The organism is Kribbella sp. NPDC004875, from assembly GCF_042873375.1.
In the GTDB taxonomy this organism is placed as follows: domain Bacteria; phylum Actinomycetota; class Actinomycetes; order Propionibacteriales; family Kribbellaceae; genus Kribbella.
Genome location: NZ_JBIALI010000003.1, coordinates 195,759 through 215,355 on the forward strand (window position 1 = coordinate 195,759; position 19,597 = coordinate 215,355).

Below are 19,597 nucleotides of genomic sequence, written 5' to 3' on the forward strand. Positions count from 1 at the left end.
CCGTCGCCGGCAGTACACGCGCTTCGCTGTGTTGCGTCGTGACGGGTCAGTGGTCCAGGACGGTGACGACAGCGGTTGGTTTCACCGGCGTTCCCGCGACGGTGCCGGTGACGACGAACCAGCCCGGCTTGGTCACCTTGTCCGGGGCGACTGGGTCCCAGGCCACGTCGACCGGTGCGACGGAGCCATCGCTGGAGACCGCGTCGGTTTGGGCCGGCAGCACCGGAAGCACGCCGGGCCTGGTGTCGACCGCGACCGGCTTGAAATCCACGATCGCCTTCGCCTTCGGAACCGTGTACACACCGAACTCGGCCAGCCCGCATTCCGCACCGCTCGGGTTGTCGTAGGCGTTGTCGGGATCAAGCGTGAACTTGACCCAACCCGTCGTCACCGGAGCGTCGAACTTCACGATGTTGTCCGGCTGGCCGTCCCACTGGATGCCGGTCACCCGCTTGCTGCCGCCGTCCCATTCGAGGATGCCTTCCACGATCTGGTTGACGTCATGGCCGCGGTCGACGAGGTTGACGTGGTCGATCGTGACCGGAGCCGGGAACTGCAGCTTGATCCACGGGCTGCGATCGGCCTGCTTAGCCGCCCAGGACGTCGCGTTGGTTCCGTCCGTCGCCTTCGGCCCCAGGTATCGGTCGTCCTGGTTGTTGCCGTCCGGTACGCCGTTGCGGTCGCGGACGGAGGAGACGGTGACGGTTGCCGAGATCGCGATGTTGTCAGCCAGCGCCGCGAGCGCGACCACGTTCGACTCGACCGGTACGCCGTCCAGCGTCACCACTGCCTTCGCCGTGGCCTGGAACGCGCTCGCGATCGGATCCTTCAGCACGATCGTGTGACTGCCCGGCACCGCTTGGAGCCGGCTGTCGCTGAGGACGTACTCGGTCGTGGCGTGCGACAGGTTCGCCGTCTCGCCGGTGTTGAGGGTTCCTTGGATCGTGGCGACCGTCGGCTCGTTCACCTTCACCGAGCTGTTGCTCAGCGCAAGCGTCACCTGCTTTAGGAAGGCTGGGAACGACATCCGCCCCGACGCATCCACATCGACGTAGAAATAGTCGTCGGCCTGGTACCCGCCCAGCTCGGCCGAGACCATGATCCGCGCCCTCCCGGCCGTACCGGACGACAGAACCCGATCGGCACCCACAGCCACGACGGCCGGGTTGTCGCTGGAGACGTTCAGGTCAGCGCCTCGTAGGTCTAGAGGTGCTCCGAGGAAGGACGAGCCCTTGACCTCGATCGTCGCCGTACGGCCGTCCGTCCCGGCCTGAGGCTGGACCTTGATGCTGCCGAGGGCGGTGAGGTCCCGCAGTGAGTACGCCCGGACGTCCAGTACGTCGACCGGACTGCCACCTTGCCCGCCGCCGGGGAACGAGACCCTGACATAGCGGGCGTGCACGCTGGGCTTGGTGGGATCGACCGGGTAGTTGTAGTACAGACCGTCCTGCTCCCAGCCGTACAGCGTCGTGTCACTGCCCGGAACGGCGAGCGTGTTGCGGGCGGTCGGCAGGCCGCGGCCGGACACCGTGTTCGTCTCGTTGCCGGCGGTCCAGTGCTCGCCGTCCTCGCTGTACTCGATCTTCACCTTCTTCGGCACGTTGTCGTACGTGACGGTGTCGGCGTTCGGCATGTGATGGTTGAAGTAGACGTTCACCCGGGACAGGTCCTGCATCTTGCCGAGGTCGTAGGTGATCGCAGCGTTCTCGTCACCGGCCGGCGCCGACCATTTGGCCAGATTGCCGCCAGTCGCGTCGTTGATCACGCCGTCGGACAGCAGCTTGGCGTGCGCGTTGTCGGTGGTCACCTTCGGCGTGATGCCGGCCGCCACATCCGAGTCCGGGAGCAGTGTGACGAAGTTCCGCGTCGAGGTGTAGGTCCTCCCGTCCACCGTGAGATCGGCCCAGTAGCTGTACGTCGTCGGCGCGGACACCTTTCCGGTGAAGCGCATCTTCTTGCCCTCGACAACGAAGGGTGACTGGTCGGCGGGGATCTCCGTGACCGTGACTCTGCCCGTCGAATTGTCCCGCCGACCGTCCACCGTCGCGTAATGGAACTTCACCGTCGCCGGGTCGAGAACGTCGACGTCGCCGCCCTTGCGGGTATAACCCTTGAACGCCACTGGGACGTCCTTGTCGGTGCCGAACTGCCCCCAGAACTGCGCGCCGTTCGTCAGCAGGTTCACGCCGACCAGTGGAAGAGCAGCGGAGATCGCCCGGTTCCGAACCTCGACCGGGTAGGTGTCCGTCAGGACCTGCGGGCGGTTGACGCCGTCGTCGTACGTCGCCGTCACGGTGATCGTCGCTGTACCGTCGCCGGTCGGCCGGACCACCCCGGTCGCCGCGCCTACTGTCGCGACCTGCGGGTTGCTGCTCGTGTACTTGAGCTTCGCGGGCGCGAAAACGTTGGTGTAGTTGTTCATGTAGCTCTCAGCCCGCAACTGGAGGCTGGTCGGATCGGTCTGGCTGCTGAAGAGCTTGACGCTCGTCATCTTGTAAGTCCGGACCGGGTCGGCGGTCTGAACCTTGAGGATGGTGTCGATCGGATCGGCCGTGACATCGGAGGTGTCGATCGTGACGTAGTACTTCCCGTTCGACGTCTCTGTGGTGAACGGGAGCGACCTGGCCTTGTTCAGCCACTGCACCTGCTGGACCGGGTAGTCGAACGGGCCGATGTGGTTCATCGCCGGCTGCCCGGTGAAGCCCGTCTTCGCTGTCCCCTGGATCTGGTTCTTGACCATGTGCAGGTACACGTACTGGTCACGGGACATCGCGTAGCCCCAGTCCGGGCCTTGACCGTGGGCGATCGCCTTCTGCGGGTCGGCGTACCAGCCGGGCTTGAGAGTGTAGTCCAGCGTGTACGGCGTGGTGCCGTACATCGACTCGCGCAGATCGGGTCCGCGCCCGTTGTCCATCCATTTCACGATCGACGACCGCATGTCCGACAGCTGCTGCGACGACACCGGCACCATCGAGAAGATGTTGGTGTTGTCGAGGTTGCTGCTCAGGTTGTCCATGCCGCGGCTCACGGTGATGGACGAGTCGTAGTTCATCACGTAGCCGTGGCCGTACTGGTTGATCAGTTCCTTGGTCGCCTCGGCCCAGTCGTCGCGCTCGTTGCCTCCGGCGTACTGCGTCCATACGTCGAGCGCGGTCGTGTACGGATCGTTCCACTCCTCGTGCGCGACCTTCCGGCCCTGCGGCTTGATCCCGTTGATCCAGCCGCCGTCGGTGTACGGCTCGCTGTTCCAGAACGGGCGCTCGTGCAGCGTGATGTCCTGGTCGCCGGTCTGTGCGTTCGGGTTGGCGTCGATCAGTACGCGGTCGTTGTAGTTCCGTGCGGAGCTCCAGGCGACGTCCGGGTTGGAGTAGCTCTCGGGTCCGCCGTCGGCGAAGACGTACCAGGGGTCGTAGCGCGCGACCAGGTTCTGGATGTCGCTCTCGAGGATCTGGGATCCCTCGTACAACGATGACACGTAGACGCCGAACTTCAGGCCGTAGCGTTCGGCGGCCTGCTTGGCCTGGAGCACGCGGTCCTTGACGTGCCAGCTGCCGTCCGGGGACTTGTAGAGGGCGTTGTACTTGTACAGCTTGTTGGAGTTGTCCGGCGTCAGGTTCGCGTTCGGCGACGGCCAGTAGTAGATGGTGTTCTGCAGGCTCTCCGTCGAGAGCATGGTCATGCCCATCTCTTTGGCGGTCTGCGCCCACTCATCGTAGTTGAAGTTCGGGTCGTAGAGGTTCGGCATCGTGCCCGTGGTGTGCGACAGGGCCGACATCTTGCCGTCGATGAACCAGTCGACAGGGTTCTTCTTGACCGTGATCGTGTACGGCTTCGTGGTCGTGGCGCCGGCTGCGTCCGTCGCCTTCACGGTGAAGGTGTAGTCCTTCTGCGCTGCCCCGTTGGCGCCGTCCGAGACCTTGCCGTCGATGTGACCGTCCACCGCGAGGGTCAGGCCGGGCGGCAATTGGCCGGCGACGATCGCCCACGAGTACCCCGGGCTCCCGCCGGCTGCCTGGAACGTGAACGGAGCCGCCTGCGGGGCGATGCTCGAGGTGTTCCGGTTGCCGTCGATCGTCGCGACCATGCCGACGTACGGGTTCTCGTCGTAGGCGTACGGCAGCATGTTGGACGGATAGTCATTGGCCGGCGTATCGGCGTTGCGTGCGGCGAAGGCCTGCCGATCGACGCTCAGGCCCCTCGTGACGATGCTGAGCTGGTCACCGGCCGCGTTCGGCCCGGTCACCGAGTAGGTCAGGCCGGGTACGGCGTTGCCGGCGCCGTCGCCGATCCTCGCGTAGAAGCCAAGGAAGTTCTTGTTCTTGCCGGGGTTCTTGTGCTGGATCTCGATGACCAGCTTGTTCCAGCCCTGGTTCAACTGCACTGGGTACTTCGTGCCGGATTTGCTGACCCGGCTCGGGATCTGGGTCTGCTGCCCGACCGGAGCTTCGTTGGCGAACAGCCGGTACAGGCCCGATCCGCCGACCTGCCATTGCACGGTCTGTGCCGTGGGGCTGAAGACGTAGCTGGCGGCCCCGACCCACTTGTCGACCGTGGGCTGCCCCTGCTTGACGTCGAAGTAGCCCATCAAGTCGTTGTAGTCGTCGTAGTTCCGGTTGAAGATCCGGTCGTCGAAGTACTGCCAACCGGACGTGTCCTTACCGATCGCCTCCGCGACGGCGTAGGGCCCGGACACCACCCACTGGTTCAGGTACGGCGCCGTTCCTCCCGTCTGCGCCGCCCGCGCCTGCGGCTGGGCCAGCACGCTGCTGCCGGTCGCGAGACCCAGCGCGGTCACGGCCACGAGAACGCCGTACCGGATCCTCCGTAATCTTTTCACGCAAACTCCTTCGAATTGACGGCGATGAGAGCTGGTGAAGGCCGAACTACGCGCTCACTCGTAGCCGATGCCGGGCGCGGTGGGAGCGCGGACGAGGCCATCCGGTCCGACGGCCGGTTCGCGGACGATCGGGTTCGTGTGGACGAGCGACTCGTAGTACGAGGTGTTCGGTATCGCCATGCACAAGTGGGCGTTGACGATGTCCGAGCCGTGCACCTCGGCGCGCAGCTGAAAGCTGTCGGCGAGGTGCGCGATCCGCATCGCGCCGGTGATGCCGCCCTTGTACTGCGCACTGGTCCGCACGTATCCCGCCGTACCGGCGGTGATGAAGTCCGCGACGTTCATGTGCGCGCCGTCGGAGGTCTCGGCGACCAGCAGCGGTACGTCGACACGCTCGGCGAGACGCCGGTACGCCGTCACGCCGAACTCCCGCATCGGCTCCTCGTACCAGGTGTAACCGAGCTGCGAGAGGGCTCTCCCGACGTACACCGCATCGGTGAGATCGAAGCCGGCGGAGCCGTCGTACATCAGCGGGACGTCGTCGCCGACATGGGCGCGCAGCTTCTGGCACAGGTCGGCGTCGGCGCGCGCATCGCCCCAGGCATGCAGCTTGATCGCCTGGTACCCGGCCTCGAGGCACTGGTCGGCGACGTCGAGGTACTCCTCCACCGACGAGAACGTCACGGTGCTCGCGTACGCCGGGATGGCGTCGCGGAAGGCGCCGAGCAGTTGATGAACCGGGAGGCCGGCGGCCTTTCCGGCCAGGTCCCACAGGGCGACGTCGACCAGGCCGAGGGCGTAGATCGGTAGTTCCTCGATCCGGTCCAGCTCCCACAGGCGATGCCACAGGAGCTCCCGCCAGAGCGGATCCGCACCGATCAGATCGGCGCGGATGCGGCGGTCGACGAGGTCGGACACGATACGCCCACGGCGGGTTCGCGCCTCGCCCGTCAGTCCCTCGTCGGTGTGGATCCGCAGGATGCCGCCGACGACCGGTCCCTCCGACCCGGGGAGTCCTGCACGCCACCGAAACGGCGGCTGCGCCGGCAGGTCGACCAGGTCAAGGGTCACGTCTGTGATTCGCATGTCGTCCTTCAGGTCGGAAAGAGCTGTACCCGTCACAGGCAGATGCTTCAGATTCATTTGATCAATGCTCGGTCAGTAGAGCAGATCCATAGGGTTGACGCAATACATCGCTCTAGCCATACTCAACGCACCTCGAACGCCTGCAAGAGAGGCGATCCGGCGGACGACACGGGGGTCCGGCCGATGGACCTAGGTCTTAATTCACGGCACAAAGAATCAGATGCATGCCGATTAGGAGATCGCCAGTGAGACACAGAAGAACCGCGTCGCTAGCAGCCCCGGCGGCGATCCTCGCCGCCTCGTTCCTCGTCGCACCGCCCAAGTTGCCGGCGTACGCGCAGCAGACTGCAGGCGGTGCTCCGTTCGTCAACTCCTGGCTGGTGTCGGGTCCATTCGAGGCGCCGGTCGCCGACAAGCTGTACGAATGCGAGGCCGCGGAGCAGGTGAACTACGCCCAGCGGGCATCGTCGATCACGGCGTCTTCGTCAACGCTGGCGGTGAATCCGGTGTCCTATCTGGTCGACGGGAGCACCAGTAAGCAATGGGTGACGGAGAACGACGCGGGTCCATGGGTGAGCTTCACGTGGAGCACCCCGATCTCGTTGAACGAGGTCCGGATCGCCCAGTGGGGCGACGGCCGGCACGTGAACAACTGGTACCACCTCACCTTCATGCTCGCGGACGGAAGGTCGGTCGCGTCGGGTCAGCTGAACAGCACCTCCTCCAGTCCGTCCGCGCCGACGGTTTACTCCGCGGACCCCGGCCTGACGAACGTGGTCGGGATGAAGATCGAGATCGACAAGGGCCGGACGCCGTACCCGTCCATCACCGGGATCTCCGAGATCGAGGTCTACAACCGGCCGGTGCCGGTCGACGGGAAGACCCCGATCACGCCGCAGTTGGGTGCGGCGTTCGGCGCCGCGGGCGAGCACCACGACTGGGAGTACTTCGACGACCGGCTCTACAACCGCAACTACGACGACTACCAGGACCTGTACGGGTACTACACGGTCAAGAAGGGCGTCGACACCCGGAACAAGTACGTCTATGCCAGCACCTACGTCTACAGCCCGGAGGCCCGGGACGCGTACTTCGACGTCGGCGCGAGCGGGTCGTACCGGATCTACGTGAACGACCGCTGCATGACGCCGCCGAGCACGCCGGTCGAGGTGCAGAAGGACCTGACGAAACAGGCGGTCCACCTCCAGCACGGCTGGAACAAGCTGATGATCCAGATCAAGCACACCTACACCGAGGACGTGAACGCCAACGGCGTGCCGATCGCCAAGGATCAGAACGTTGCCTACCTCGGTTTCTACGGACGCGTGGCTGATCAGAACGGCAACGCGGTCAGCGGCCTGACGACCTCGGTGGCTGGGCCGTCGCCCGCGCTCCAGATCGTCTCCGGCAGCCTGTCGACCGACGACCCGGTCAAGGTGCCGTTCCCGCGGAACACCATGCCGACCGGGTACAAGGAATGGCCGTACGTCTGGAACAAGTCCACCTCGACGGCGAACCATGGTGTCACCGCGTCGGCGTTCCAGTTCATGGCCGGCGGCGGTGAACCCGGCTACACCTGGAAGCTCGTCGACGGCCGCCTGCCGGACGGCCTGGAACTGAATGCCGACGGCACGATCGCGGACGGTCTCGTCAACGGGAAGGCCGACCTGACCAGCACCAAGGGCATCATCAGCGGCGACGCCGCAACCGGCGACTACACCTTTACCGTGGAGGTCACCGACAAGGCCGGCAGCACCGCGCGGAAGACTTTCACCACCACGGTGCAGGACCGTCCGAACAAGTGGTTCGAGGAGGGCCGAATCAGTGCGCTGACGCACGCGACCCCGACGTACAACTACTTCGTCGATCCCAACTACTCGGTCGACCTCTGGGCGGCGAGGGCCAAGCGTGAAGGGCACTCGCTGGTCTCGATCGAGGCCTTGCAGCAGAACTACTTCTGGCCGTCGAAGTTCGCGGACCCGAAGCACATCCGGCAGCTCTACCTGCCCAAGGACTCCAACGGTCAGGTGGTCGACGGTCTGAAGCAGTACGAGCAGGCTGTGAAGCGGTACGGCATGAAGTTCGGGCTGTATTACGCGACCGAGGGCGGCGGGCTGCAGCACTACTCGACCGATGTGTTCGTGCAGAACGTCGAGGACCTGATTGGGCGCTACGACCCGGCGTACCTGTACTTCGACGGTCCGCAGGCGATGCCGAACGCGAACTACGACGTGATGTACAGCGCCGTACGCGACCACAACAACGACATCGTCATCGACTCCAACGCCTGGGGTCAGGAGTACGGCGACCCGGACCTCCGCACCGGCGAGGCATCCGGCATCTATTCCAACGCGTCCGCGAACCACCTGGTCAAGCGGACACCGATGGAACCGTGGAAGATGATCCGCACCAAGAACCAGGTGTCGCCGTACTACGGCCAGCGCGACGACTTCCGGCAGGTCGCCCAAGAGATGATCATGAACGCGGGCCGCGGGTACGTCGACAACAACGACCAGACCGTGATCGACAGCCGCGGCCCGAACTGGGACTCCCCCGCCGTGATCGCCACCAGATACCCGAAAGGCGTGCAGGAATTCATCGACCTTCGGGAGAACCTAGCCGCCTGGTTCGCGCCCGCCGGCCTTCCCGAGCGGCACGAGGCCACCACCGGTACGAGGCCGTACTTCCTGGCGGGGTACGGCTACGAGGACGACGGCCGCGGCAACTACGAGAAGTTCGCGTTCCCGAAGAGCACGTCGGGGCCGCAATGGGGCTATGCGACCGCCCGCGACAACAACGTCTATCTGCACGTCCTCAAGGGGCCGGACGGGAAGAAGGGCTTCGAGGCGATCCCCGGACGGACCCTCACCATCAGCCCGGTCAAGGACCGGGTGACCTCGGTGACTTCGCTGAATCAGAACGTTCCGGTGACCTCGTTCCGCCAGACCGGCGACAGTCTGACCATCGACCTCGGTAACGTCGAGGAGGATCCGATCGACTCGATCGTCAAGATCGTCACCGACAACCCGGCGCGCACGTACAAGCTCACGAACGTCGTCGCCACCGGCGAACAGCTCTCACCGCGGGTCCTACGGATCCGTCCCGAGGGGTACATGACCTACCCGGCGCTGAAGGCCTACCTCTCCGAGGTCCATTACACCAGTGCGGATCCCGGGATCGCGAAGGTCGTGCCCTCCGGAGTCGTGATCGGTGTCGCGAACGGCACCACCACGATCACGGTCACGGGCTCCCACGAGGGCGTCACCAAGTCGGACACCTTGAAGGTATCGGTCAAGGACGGCGTCGTCTCGGTCGGCGAGGACATGATCGGCGCGTCCTTACGGGTCGGAGAAAAGGAGACGTACGGCGAGTTCGGCCTGAACGACGGGCTCTCGTACCAGATCGAGGGCCGCTCCGCGAAGGGCGGCGCGATCGGGCTCGACGCCGCCCAGGTCACCTGGCACGGCGGGATCGTTGATCTTGCCGGAGGCAACAACTACACGCCGGTCACGATCAAGGAGGGCGGCTTCACGTTCGAGAAGAACAAGATCGTCACGCCGCAGGTCGACCAGCTCACCCGAGGGGTCGTCTGGGCGGGCGTCACGCTCAACGGCAAGACGGCCACGACGAACCGGGTCTTCCTCGACCTGCAGCCGTACCGCGACCTCGCGAAGACCGCAACGATCACCGCGGGAAGCGACCAGGACGACATCGGGAGACTGACCGACGGCAAGGTCATCGATGCGATGCATTTCGACAGCCTGAAGTGGTCCGCTGCGGCCGGCACTCCGACCTGGGTCCAGTTCGACCTTTCGGCGACGTCGGCGTTGTCGAGTCTCGACCTGACTTTCAACACGCAGGATCAGCGGTACTTGAACACGCCGAAAACGATGACGATCCAGACCAGTGCCGACGGAGTGACCTGGAACGACGTCAGCACCGTCAACGGTCCGACCGGCAAGGCGTACTTCGGTGTCTACAACCGGTACCCGCTGAATGTGCAGGGCAAATACGTCCGGCTGATGTTCGACGGCGTGGCGAACGGTGCGGCAATTGACCTGCTCGAGGCGGCGGTCAACGGTAAGTAGGTTCGCGTCAGGTGCCCTGTCCGGACTCGGGACCGGGCACCTGACCGTTCACTTGGTGCCGTCGGCGGAAAACATGCGGGTGTGCATCTCCTGCTTGAACTGCGCCAAGGTCGTGTCGATGTGCTCGATCATCAGCGCCACCGCCTGTTGCTCGTCCCCTGACCCGATCGCCGTCGCGATCGCCGCGTGCTGCTGCGCGGCCACCACGGTCGAACCACCCGCGACCCCCGCGAGTCCGATCACACTGATCTGCCGCTGCAGCCGTTGCACGGAGTCGACACTCGCCGACAGGAACATGTTCGACGACGCGTCCCCGATGGCCCCGTGGAACTTCTCGTCGGCCCGGTTGAACGCCTCCAGATCACCCTCCGCCGCGGCGTCCAGGGTGAGCTGTGCCGCGTCGCGCAACGCCTTCACCTGCGCCGGAGTCGCCCGCTGCGCGGCCAGTTCCACTGTTTTGGTCTCCACAAACCGGCGGAACTCGAAGATCTCCTCGACCTGCCCGAGATCCGTCGGCAGGAAGTGCACCAGCGACTCCCGCCACAGCGCGGCCTCCGGCTCCGCGACGTAGATCCCGCGACCCATCTGCACCGAGATCCGTCCGAGCGCGGACAGGATCTTGAGCGCCTCCCGGACAATGGTCCGCGACATCCCGACCGCCTCCGCGAGATCCTTCTCGGTCGGCAGTCGATCCCCCGGTTCCAGGCGCGCCCGGACGATGTACTCGAGGATCCGCTCCGCCGCGATCTCGTATCCGGGACGGTAGCCGCCCTCCGCACTGCCTTGCTGCGCGGCAGGCGGGAACCCCTCGGACCGGCCCGGCATCACATCCCCAATCTCCCGCTGACACACCGGATCCCAAGATACTTCACATCCAAGCAGCCGCCGGCGACGGATCGACCGGATTGATGGCTACCGGCGGATGAGGCCGAGGGCGGTGGCAGTGGCGACGGCGGCGGTGCGGGAGTCGACTCCGAGCTTGGTGTAGATGCGGGCAAGGTGCGACTTCACGGTGCCTTCGGTGAGGTGCAGACGGGCGCCGATGGCCTGGTTGGACAGTCCTTCGGCGACGAGGGTGAGAACTTCGGTCTCACGCCGGGTCAGGGTTGTGCCAGGTGTCCGGAGCCGGGTCATCAAGCGGTCCGCGACGGTCGGTGCCAGTGCCGTGCGGCCTTCCGCGGCAGTCCGCACGGCCGCCGCCAAATCCTCTGGCGGCGCGTCCTTGAGCAGGTAGCCGGTGGCCCCGGCCTCGATGGCGGGCAGGATGTCGGAGTCGGTGTCGTAGGTCGTGACGATCAGCACCCGCGGCGCTTCTGTGCGGCGGGTGATCGCTGCGGTCGCCTCGGCGCCGTTCATGCCCTTGCCGAACTGGATGTCCATCAGCACGACGTCGACATCGCCGCGGCCGGCGCGACTGACGGCTTCCTCGGCGGTGGCTGCCTCGGCGACGACCTCGATGCCGGGTTCGGTGGCCAGCACTGCGCGTAGTCCGGCCCGCACGACCGGGTGATCGTCGGCCAGGAGTACCCGGATGGGCGTGCCGTTCACAGGCCGGCCTCGGCGGTCCGATCGATCCGGAGCTCGGCGACCACGGTCGTACCCGTCCCGGGAGCGGACCTGATGCTCAGCGTGCCGCCGAGTTCCTCGAGTCGGGAACGCATCGCGGAGAGCCCGAATCCGCCGCCATCCGGTTTCCGGTCGGGCAGCTGGTCCGGGTCGAAGCCGCAGCCGTCGTCGGTGATGCTCACGACGACATGGTCCCCGGAGTAGTCGAGCGTGACTTCGGCGGTGGTCGCTTCGGCGTGCTGGACGACGTTCGCGAGGGCGGACTGGGCGACGCGGAGTAGCGCGACCTCACCCGACGTCGGCAACGGGTCGGCGCTGCCCTTCAGCTGGAACCGTGCGGTGATCCGGTCCCGGGCGCTGGTGGTGGTGCACAACCGTTCCAGCGCGCCGGCCAGCGAGGCGCCCTCCAGAGCTGGCGGCGTGAGAGCAGCGACGAGCCGCCGCGCCTCGACCAGGTTGTCCGCGGCGGTCTGCCGAGCTTGCTCGACGCACTCCGCTGTGGTCTGCGGGTCGTCCGGCAGCGATCGGCCGGCGGCGCGGAGCAGCAGCTGGATGCTGGACAGGCCCTGGGCCAGGGTGTCGTGGATCTCGCGCGCCAGTCGTTCACGCTCGGCCGCGACGCCCGCGGCGTGCTGTGCGGTCGCGAGGTCGCTGCGGGTCGCGGTCAGTTCCTCGATCAGACGCCGGCGTTTCTCACTCTCGCGGTACAGGGCCTGGTAGCCCCACACGACGGCCACCGCCACGGCGGCACCGAGGGCCGGTCCGACGGCGATCGCGACGCTGAACGAGCCCTGATGCGCAGCGAACGCGACGATCGCCACGATCGCGGTGACGACGACGGCCATCAGACCGGTACGCCGGGGCGCCAGATGCAACTCGAGGAAGTACAGCGGAAACGCCAGCCACACCCCGTCGGCGGACAACACCAGCACAACGAGCCACGCTGCCCCCAGGACGCTCAACCAGACGAGGGCGTTGCGCTGCGAACGCCGTACGCCGGGCAGCGCCGGGCCGGCGGCATAGATCACCGCGCAGATTGCGGCCGCGGCGACGACCAGCCCGGCATGGGGACTGTCGTCGGCCACGGCTCGAAGAGCCGTCAGGGCCAGCAGTGCGACGACCAGCAGATGCAGGCACCACGCCAGTCGTCGGGCGGTCGGAGTCAGGACAAGGGACATCACAGTGCTCCCAGGCTAGGGGTGAACCGGCCGCCGGACGTCTATCGAAAGGTGGAACCCGTCGGCATGCTTTCGGCTGGCCGAAAGCACTCCTGCGCCAGATGGCTGGACGCGGTCCGGTCGACACCCTGGAGACATCCCACTTCCCCGTCATGAAAGCGCAGGGCCACCGCCGTGTTCGTCGCCTGGAGAGACCTGAGATTCGCCAAGGGGCGATTCGCCCTGATGGGGACCGTCATCGTGCTGATCACGCTGCTCGTCGGACTGCTGTCCGGCCTGACGGCCGGGCTCGGCCGGCAGAACGTGTCGGCGATCACCGGTCTCCCGGTGGACAGGATCGCGTTCGAAGCACCGCGTGACGGGCAGACGCCGTCGTACTCGAACTCGACTGTCACTGAGAAGCAGTGGCAGCAGTGGGCCCAGGTGCCCGGGGTCCGGAGCGCCGAGCCGCTCGGCATCACGTTGACCAAAGCGAGCGCCGGCGCCAAGAGCATCGGCGTATCCGCGTTCGGCGTCCTGCCCGCCTCCACACTCGCTCCGGACAGCGGCAGGATCGACGACCGTACGGCGGTGCTCTCGACAGCCGCTGCCGAAGACCTCGGTGTGATCGCGGGCGACACCGTCACCCTTGCGGGGCGGGAGCTGGCGGTCGGGGGCGTCCGTGGCGACGCGTCGTTCAGCCATGCGCCCGTGATCTGGGTCAGCTTGAACGCGTGGCGAGAGGTCACGCCTCCGGCTGCGGGCCCGGAAGCCACTGTGATCGCCTTGACCACGACCTCCGACGCAGACCTTCGCGCCGCGGACGAGGCCGCGGGCACCGAGACTGTCAGCAAGGCCGACTCGCTCTCGGCCATCGGCTCGTACCGCTCCGAGAACGGATCACTGCAGCTGATGCGGGGGTTCCTGTTCGCGATCTCGGCCCTGGTCATCGGCGCGTTCTTCACGGTGTGGACGATCCAGCGCAGCGGCGACATCGCCGTACTCAAAGCCTTGGGCGCCTCGACGAAGAACCTCCTGAAGGACGCGCTCGGTCAGGCGCTCGTTCTGCTGGCCGGCGGCACGCTGATCGGCACCGGGCTGGCCGCTGCCCTCGGCGCCGTCATCGGCGGCTCCGCCGTGCCGTTCGTCGTCACCCCTGCTGTCGTCGTCCTCCCCGCCGCCGTGATGGTGGTTCTCGGGGCACTCGGCGCCGCCTTGTCCGTCCGCCGCATCACGTCTGTCGACCCACTGACCGCCCTAGGGAGCGCCCGATGAGCTTGCACCTGTCCGACATCACCCTCACCTACCCCGACGGGGACTCCCGCATCACAGCGCTGGACCACGTCACCCTCGACGTGCCGCCGGGCAGCCTCACCGCCGTCGTCGGTCCGTCCGGATCGGGCAAATCCAGCCTTCTCGCGGTCGCCGCGACTCTCATCACCCCCGACTCCGGCACGGTCACGATCGACGGCACCACGACCGCGGGCCTGACCCGCGGCGAACTCGCGGACCTCCGGCGGCACAAGATCGGCATCGTGTTTCAGCAACCGAACCTGCTGCCGTCCCTCACCGCCTCCGAACAGCTCCAGGTGATGGCCCAGATCGACGGCCGCAAGCCCCGGTCAGTCGCCCGCAAGGCCGCCGAACTCCTCGACGCCGTCGGCCTCGGCGGCCAGGCCGGCCGGCGGCCACACCAGCTGTCCGGCGGCCAACGTCAGCGCGTCAACATCGCCCGCGCCCTCATGAACGACCCCACCCTGCTCCTGGTCGACGAGCCCACCAGCGCCCTCGACCACGAACGCGGCGCGGCCGTCCTCGACCTCATCACCCGCCTCACCCACGACCACTCCACCGCAACCGTCCTCGTCACCCATGACCGAACCCACCTCACCGCCGCCGACCAACTCACCGAAGTCCACGACGGCCGCCTCACGAAGCCTGCCGGCGCGACGGTGTCGCTCAGCTGATGGCGACCGCCTCACCTGGCCCGGTTGCTAGGCGTCGGCTGGTGTGGTTGATCGGATGGCGTCCGGTGTTGTTCCGGTCCAGGTTTTGAAGGCCCGGTAGAACGAGTTGGTGTCGTCGTAGCCCAGAAGAAAGGCGACCTCTGAGGTGCGCAGGTCGCCGTTGGTCAGGTAGTGCCGGGCGAGGTCTTCCCGGGTGCCAGCCAGGATCGCCTGGTACGACGTACCCTCCTGGCTGAGCTGCCGTTGGAGTGTACGAGCGCTGATGGCGAGCTGCCGGGTGACCGCACTGATCGAGGCGTTGCCGGCGGGCAGCGTCTCGCTGAGCGCGGCCCGAACGCGGTCGGCGAGCGTGGACGATGCTTCGAGGTCGGCGAGCCGTCGGCGGAGTTCCGGGGCGAAGACGCGCCACATCTGGTCGTTCTCGGTCAGGAACGGGCGACCAGCGTCGGCGGCTGTGAAGACGATCGAGAAACCCGGGCCTCTCCGCAGCCGGGCGCCGAGGTAGCTCTCGACCTCCGTCCGGTTGATCGCCGGGGCCGGCATGGTGACGCGCACCGGTCGAACCTGCTCGCGCGTGGCGATGCGCACCAGCGCAACCCAGAAGATCAGCTCGGTGGTCGCCAGCAGCGCCGGGGGCGTTGCCCCGGACGGCCACCTGTAGGTAATCGTCAACGCGTCGGTGGAGTCGGCATCGAGCCGCACCGGCCCGATCAGCGGTTTGTACGCAGCAAGCCGTTGCACGGCTGCGGTCAGGTTCGGGCTGCACAGCGCGGCGAAGATCGGCGGCGAGAAGAGCTCGACCGAGATCGCCCTGCCGATATCGACTGCCAGGTCGCGGTCACCCTCCGTACCGCCTTCGGCGTCGAGCGCATTCCAGAACCGGTAGTACTCCGGGATCGACAACTCGATCGGCCGGCGGATGAACAGGTCGGCAGGCAGAGCGGCGCGCCGAAGGACCCTCACCGGAGAGATGCCGAGGTCGAGCAGGAGCGCCCGGAAGCTCGGTTCCAGATCGAAACGTTCGCCGGCCATGCCTCGAGCGTAGCCACTGGGCCGCCTGGACGGACATGCACCAGTCGCCATCACACTCGCAGATCACGCCAGCCGCGACCTGGCGTGAACCGCAAGTCGGTCGGCGCCTTGTGCTAGTGGCGTCATGTGCCGCGATACCTAGCGTTGGATCCAAGTTCGAGACAGACCGACCCGAATCACCTTGTACGAAGGGAAATAGCCATGACCACTCGCACTACCGCCCCCGTCGCCCTCGTCACCGGCGCCTCCTCAGGCATCGGCGAAGCCACCGCACTGGAACTCGCAGAGGCCGGCTACACCGTGTACGCCGCCGCCCGTCGCGTCGAGCGTATGGCCCACCTCATCGAGTCGGGCATCCGGACGATCTCCATGGATGTCACCGACGATGCCTCCATGCAGGAGGGCGTCAACAAGATCATCGCTGAGTCGGGCCGCATCGACGTCCTGGTCAACAACGCCGGCTACGGCTCCTACGGTGCACTCGAAGACGTACCCATGGCCGAGGCCCGCCATCAGTTCGAGGTCAACGTCTTCGGCGCCGCACGACTCACCCAGCTCGTTCTCCCGCACCTGCGCGTCAACCGCGCCGGGAAGATCGTCAACATCACCTCGATGGGCGGCAAGATCCATACGCCACTCGGCGCTTGGTACCACGCCACCAAGTTCGCGCTGGAGGCCATCAGCGACTGCCTGCGCCTGGAGGTCAAGCCCTTCGGCATCGACGTCATCGTCATCGAACCCGGCGGCATCAAGTCCGAGTGGGCCGGCATCGCCGCCGGCAAGGTCCGCGCCGTCTCCTCCGACGGCCCCTACGCCGCGCAGGGCAACGCCGTCGCCGATTCGCTCTCGTCCGAGTCCACTCAGCGGCGCTCCTCACCACCCGAGCTGATCGCCCGCACGATCCGCAAGGCCGTCACAGCTCGCAAGGCGAATACCCGTTACGCCGTCGGCTTCGGCGCCAAACCGATGATCTTCCTCCACCAAGTACTCCCCGACCGCACCTTCGACACACTCATGCGGCGCGTCACCGGCGTCCCATCAGCCTGACCCTTCGCCGCTGCAGCCTTACCTCGACGCCCTCCATGTCGCTCGCAACAGTTATGCCAGGGCTGTGTTGAGGGCCGTCAGGAGATGCTCCTGCTGCCTCGCCGGAACGGCCAGGAGGTCAGGAGAGCCGCTTCGGCGAATCACGACCCATCGCATCCCGCGGCCCAGCCGCCCCCACGCGCCGCCGACGATACGGATACCGGTGTCCCCGACTACTTCGCTCGCGGTCTGCGTGTTGAGCCTGTCCAGCTGGACGTTGCTCAGCACCGCCTCCGCCGGGTGCGCACCGAACGACCGATCCAGCTCACGCAACGCGAGAGTGTGCTTGCCGACAGTCAGGTGTTGCCAGGTCACCATGACATTGCCGTAGCGCGCCTGGGCGAAGAAGTAGATCGCCACCGGAAGCGCTACGACACCGGTCAGGAGAAGCACCGGCTGAGCGAGCAGAGCACCACCGCCAATGAGCGCGAGTGCCACGATGGAGAGTCCGCCGTAAACCCACTGATTGCCCCTGCTGTTTCGGTACAGCGTCTGAGCCATGGCGCCAAGCCTAACCGGCCGGTCCGACATCGATTCCCCGAACTCGCCTGACAGCCCGTACCGGCCTCAGCTCGCTCGGAACCGCCGTCGCCATGGGCCTAGAGGCCGGTGGAGCCGACGAGTTGGCCCAGGCCGAACGTGACCACCATCGCGAGCGCACCGCCCACCAGCAAGCGAATCACTGCACGGGTCTTGCGTGACTCACCCAGATGCGCGCTCAAGGCACCGGTTCCAGCGAGCGCCAGCAGGACAACGCCGAAGGTCACCGGCACCCGGACACCAGGTGGTGGGAGCAGGATCGCGACGACGGGTAGCAGAGCGCCGACTGTGAACGCCAGAGCGGAGGCTCCGGCCGCGTGCCACGGATTGCTCAGCTCATCCGGATCGATACCGAGCTCCGCCTCAGCATGCGCCGCCAAAGGGTCCTTTTCGGTCAGCTCGGCCGCGACCAACGCCGCTGTTTCGGGGCGCAGACCTTTACCTCTGTAGATAGCGGTCAGCTCAGCCAACTCATCGTTGGGTGAGGCGGCCAGCTCGGCCCGTTCCTTGGCCAGCAGCGACCGTTCGCTGTCCCGCTGACTGCTCACGGAGACGTACTCACCCAGCGCCATCGACACCGCGCCCGCCGTCACGCCCGCAACGGCCGCTGTCAGGATCGCGGCTGTCGACGTCGTCGCTCCGGCGACGCCGACTACCAGACCGGCGGTCGAGACGATGCCGTCGTTCGCACCCAGGACCCCCGCACGTAGCCAGTTCAACCGGCCGGCCAGACCCCCGCGATGCGGCTCACCAGGATGGTTGGGCACGTCGTCGAAGCGCGACATACAGATCAGCCTCCGAATTCGCTCGCGAACAGCTGAGATCCCGGCTCAGGCACACATCATCATGATCGACCTGCGGAGCAGCACGCCGAAAGCCCTTGGAAACAGAGCTACTTCAGCTCAGCGGAGGTCTTCCCCAACAGCCGCCGCGCCACGATCAGCTGCTGGATCTGCTGGGTCCCCTCGAAGATGTCGAGGATCTTGCCGGTGCTGAGCGCGCCGATCGGCGAGGGCTCGTCGATCGGCTCCTGACCTGGGGGTTTGCTTCTCATCAGCACCCACCAGTGATCGATGCTTTCCGATGTCCCACGGACCAGGGACGGACCAGACCGGCTACTGAAGCTGTGCTCATGGAGCCGCTCGCACGCCTGACACGAGGGGCCTGATCGACAGGTGAGATCGTGAGTCTGCTCGGTCGGGCAGGTGGCAGCGTGGTCTGGTGCGTGCGTTTGGATTCAAGGAGATCGACGGCGAGATCGTCGAATTGGACAGGCTGCGGCCGGAGCCAAAGGCCGGTGAGGTGCTCATTCGGGTGTCCCACGCGGGGGTGAACTTCGCGGAGGTTCAGCATCGCCGTGGTGACTTCGGTGCACCGGAGCCTGATGGCGACGTCCCGGGACTAGAGACCGCCGGTGTCATTGCTGCCGTCGGTCCGGACGTCCACGGGCTCGCCGTCGATGACCAGGTGACGGCGTATCTGCCGAACTTCGGAGGGTACGCCGAGTACGCCGTCGCGCCCGCTGCGTTCACCTATCCGATCGGCGACCTCGACCCAGTAACCGCGGCCGGCGCGCCGACGGTACTGACGACGGCATACGGCTTGCTGGCCGGCACCGGGCGCCTGACGCCCGGCGACTCCGTGCTCATTCACGCGGCTGCCGGTGGTGTCGGGTCGGTCGCTGTCCAGATCGCCAAGGCGCTCGGAGCAGGTCAGGTCATCGGCACCGTCGGTTCGGTGGACAAGGTGGCCTACGCGAAGCAGTTCGGGTACGACGAGGTGGTCCTGCGGGACGGCTTCGCGGAACAGGTTCCCGAGCTGACGAACGGCCGGGGTGTCGACCTGGTCCTGGACTCGGTCGGCGGGCAGACCCGCGCGGACGGTCTCGAGGTGCTCGCGGTATTCGGACGCCTGGCCGCGTTCGGGGATGCCGGCAACCATCCGGACCTCACCCTCGCGGTGCGGCCGTTGTGGAAGAGCAACCAGCTCGTCGGTGGATTCAACATCGGCGACCTGGCACGGCGGGCTCCGGAACTCGTCACACGGTTCGCCCGCGCAGCCCTTCGCCTCGTCGCCGAGAAGCAGGTCCGCATCGACGTCACCGATGTACTGCCCCTGTCCGAAGCCGGTGCCGCTCTCGACCGCCTCGCCGGCGGAACCAACCAGGGCAAGATCGTGCTGGCTGTGTAGAGACCTGCCGCGCGCCGGGCAGGGCAGCTCGCCTGCCCGGCGCCGTGG

The 19,597-nt window shown here is 66.6% G+C and carries 14 protein-coding genes; 5 read left to right on the plus strand and 9 right to left on the minus strand.

Going from position 1 to position 19,597, the window contains the following annotated elements:
* Positions 1 to 46: 46 nt before the first annotated feature.
* Both ACFYRH_RS18130 and ACFYRH_RS18135 read right to left on the minus strand, forming a co-directional pair.
* Positions 47 to 4,837 carry an Ig-like domain-containing protein gene (locus ACFYRH_RS18130; protein ID WP_387775851.1) on the minus strand — a complete coding sequence of 1,597 codons (4,791 nt, stop codon included), beginning with the start codon at positions 4,835 to 4,837 and terminating at the stop codon, positions 47 to 49.
* Between the two features lie 54 nt (positions 4,838 to 4,891).
* Positions 4,892 to 5,923: an enolase C-terminal domain-like protein gene (locus ACFYRH_RS18135; RefSeq protein WP_387775854.1), complete on the minus strand. Its 1,032-nt coding sequence runs from the start codon at positions 5,921 to 5,923 to the stop codon at positions 4,892 to 4,894.
* A 245-nt stretch (positions 5,924 to 6,168) separates the two neighbouring features.
* Between ACFYRH_RS18135 and ACFYRH_RS18140 the strand changes: the two genes are divergently transcribed.
* Entirely contained in the window at positions 6,169 to 10,011 is a 3,843-nt protein-coding gene (locus ACFYRH_RS18140) for a discoidin domain-containing protein (protein WP_387775857.1), read from the plus strand.
* 48 nt (positions 10,012 to 10,059) lie between these two features.
* On the opposite strand, the gene ACFYRH_RS18145 is transcribed toward ACFYRH_RS18140, so the two are convergent.
* From ACFYRH_RS18145 to ACFYRH_RS18155, 3 genes are all read right to left on the minus strand, one after another.
* On the minus strand, positions 10,060 to 10,836 hold the full coding sequence (locus ACFYRH_RS18145; RefSeq protein WP_387775860.1) for a FadR/GntR family transcriptional regulator: 777 nt from the start codon (positions 10,834 to 10,836) through the stop codon (positions 10,060 to 10,062).
* A gap of 87 nt (positions 10,837 to 10,923) precedes the next feature.
* A complete protein-coding gene (locus ACFYRH_RS18150; protein ID WP_387775863.1) occupies positions 10,924 to 11,559 on the minus strand; it encodes a response regulator in 636 nt (211 codons plus the stop codon).
* Entirely contained in the window at positions 11,556 to 12,755 is a 1,200-nt protein-coding gene (locus ACFYRH_RS18155) for a sensor histidine kinase (protein ID WP_387775866.1), read from the minus strand. Before ACFYRH_RS18155 ends, ACFYRH_RS18150 begins: the two co-directional genes overlap by 4 nt.
* A 225-nt stretch (positions 12,756 to 12,980) precedes the next feature.
* Between ACFYRH_RS18155 and ACFYRH_RS18160 the strand changes: the two genes are divergently transcribed.
* Together ACFYRH_RS18160 and ACFYRH_RS18165 are read left to right on the plus strand one after the other, a co-directional pair.
* On the plus strand, positions 12,981 to 14,009 hold the full coding sequence (locus tag ACFYRH_RS18160) for an ABC transporter permease (RefSeq protein ID WP_387775869.1): 1,029 nt from the start codon (positions 12,981 to 12,983) through the stop codon (positions 14,007 to 14,009).
* A complete protein-coding gene (locus ACFYRH_RS18165; protein WP_387775872.1) occupies positions 14,006 to 14,701 on the plus strand; it encodes an ABC transporter ATP-binding protein in 696 nt (231 codons plus the stop codon). Before ACFYRH_RS18160 ends, ACFYRH_RS18165 begins: the two co-directional genes overlap by 4 nt.
* Positions 14,702 to 14,728: 27 nt before the next feature.
* On the opposite strand, the gene ACFYRH_RS18170 is transcribed toward ACFYRH_RS18165, so the two are convergent.
* Entirely contained in the window at positions 14,729 to 15,733 is a 1,005-nt protein-coding gene (locus tag ACFYRH_RS18170) for an AraC family transcriptional regulator ligand-binding domain-containing protein (RefSeq protein ID WP_387775875.1), read from the minus strand.
* 201 nt (positions 15,734 to 15,934) lie between these two features.
* On the opposite strand from ACFYRH_RS18170, the gene ACFYRH_RS18175 reads away from it, so the two are divergent.
* The gene (locus ACFYRH_RS18175) at positions 15,935 to 16,780 is read left to right on the plus strand and encodes an oxidoreductase (protein ID WP_387775878.1); all 846 of its coding nucleotides are present in this window, start codon (positions 15,935 to 15,937) and stop codon (positions 16,778 to 16,780) included.
* Positions 16,781 to 16,831: 51 nt separating this feature from the next.
* Here the strand turns inward: ACFYRH_RS18175 and ACFYRH_RS18180 are convergent, their stop codons facing one another.
* The 3 genes from ACFYRH_RS18180 to ACFYRH_RS18190 all read right to left on the minus strand — a co-directional run bounded on the left by ACFYRH_RS18180 (position 16,832) and on the right by ACFYRH_RS18190 (position 18,413).
* Positions 16,832 to 17,320 carry a hypothetical protein gene (locus tag ACFYRH_RS18180; RefSeq protein ID WP_387775881.1) on the minus strand — a complete coding sequence of 163 codons (489 nt, stop codon included), beginning with the start codon at positions 17,318 to 17,320 and terminating at the stop codon, positions 16,832 to 16,834.
* Positions 17,321 to 17,418: 98 nt separating this feature from the next.
* Entirely contained in the window at positions 17,419 to 18,144 is a 726-nt protein-coding gene (locus ACFYRH_RS18185) for a VIT family protein (protein WP_387775884.1), read from the minus strand.
* 107 nt (positions 18,145 to 18,251) lie between these two features.
* The gene (locus ACFYRH_RS18190; protein WP_387778342.1) at positions 18,252 to 18,413 is read right to left on the minus strand and encodes a hypothetical protein; all 162 of its coding nucleotides are present in this window, start codon (positions 18,411 to 18,413) and stop codon (positions 18,252 to 18,254) included.
* 167 nt (positions 18,414 to 18,580) lie between these two features.
* Here ACFYRH_RS18190 and ACFYRH_RS18195 point away from each other — a divergent pair, with 167 nt between their 5' ends.
* Positions 18,581 to 19,549, plus strand: a complete 969-nt coding sequence (locus ACFYRH_RS18195; protein WP_387775887.1) for a zinc-binding alcohol dehydrogenase family protein — start codon at positions 18,581 to 18,583, stop codon at positions 19,547 to 19,549.
* Positions 19,550 to 19,597: the final 48 nt, after the last annotated feature.

What these genes read in the sequence shown, in the direction of transcription:
- ACFYRH_RS18155 (WP_387775866.1), bottom strand. Translation starts at nt 12,755, where the DNA reads ATGTCCCTTGTCCTGACTCCGACCGCCCGACGACTGGCGTGGTGCCTG.
- ACFYRH_RS18135 (WP_387775854.1), bottom strand. Translation starts at nt 5,923, where the DNA reads ATGCGAATCACAGACGTGACCCTTGACCTGGTCGACCTGCCGGCGCAG.
- ACFYRH_RS18180 (WP_387775881.1), bottom strand. Translation starts at nt 17,320, where the DNA reads ATGGCTCAGACGCTGTACCGAAACAGCAGGGGCAATCAGTGGGTTTAC.
- ACFYRH_RS18190 (WP_387778342.1), bottom strand. Translation starts at nt 18,413, where the DNA reads ATGAGAAGCAAACCCCCAGGTCAGGAGCCGATCGACGAGCCCTCGCCG.
- ACFYRH_RS18170 (WP_387775875.1), bottom strand. Translation starts at nt 15,733, where the DNA reads ATGGCCGGCGAACGTTTCGATCTGGAACCGAGCTTCCGGGCGCTCCTG.
- ACFYRH_RS18165 (WP_387775872.1), top strand. Translation starts at nt 14,006, where the DNA reads ATGAGCTTGCACCTGTCCGACATCACCCTCACCTACCCCGACGGGGAC.
- ACFYRH_RS18175 (WP_387775878.1), top strand. Translation starts at nt 15,935, where the DNA reads ATGACCACTCGCACTACCGCCCCCGTCGCCCTCGTCACCGGCGCCTCC.
- ACFYRH_RS18145 (WP_387775860.1), bottom strand. Translation starts at nt 10,836, where the DNA reads ATGCCGGGCCGGTCCGAGGGGTTCCCGCCTGCCGCGCAGCAAGGCAGT.
- ACFYRH_RS18160 (WP_387775869.1), top strand. Translation starts at nt 12,981, where the DNA reads ATGGGGACCGTCATCGTGCTGATCACGCTGCTCGTCGGACTGCTGTCC.
- ACFYRH_RS18185 (WP_387775884.1), bottom strand. Translation starts at nt 18,144, where the DNA reads ATGTCGCGCTTCGACGACGTGCCCAACCATCCTGGTGAGCCGCATCGC.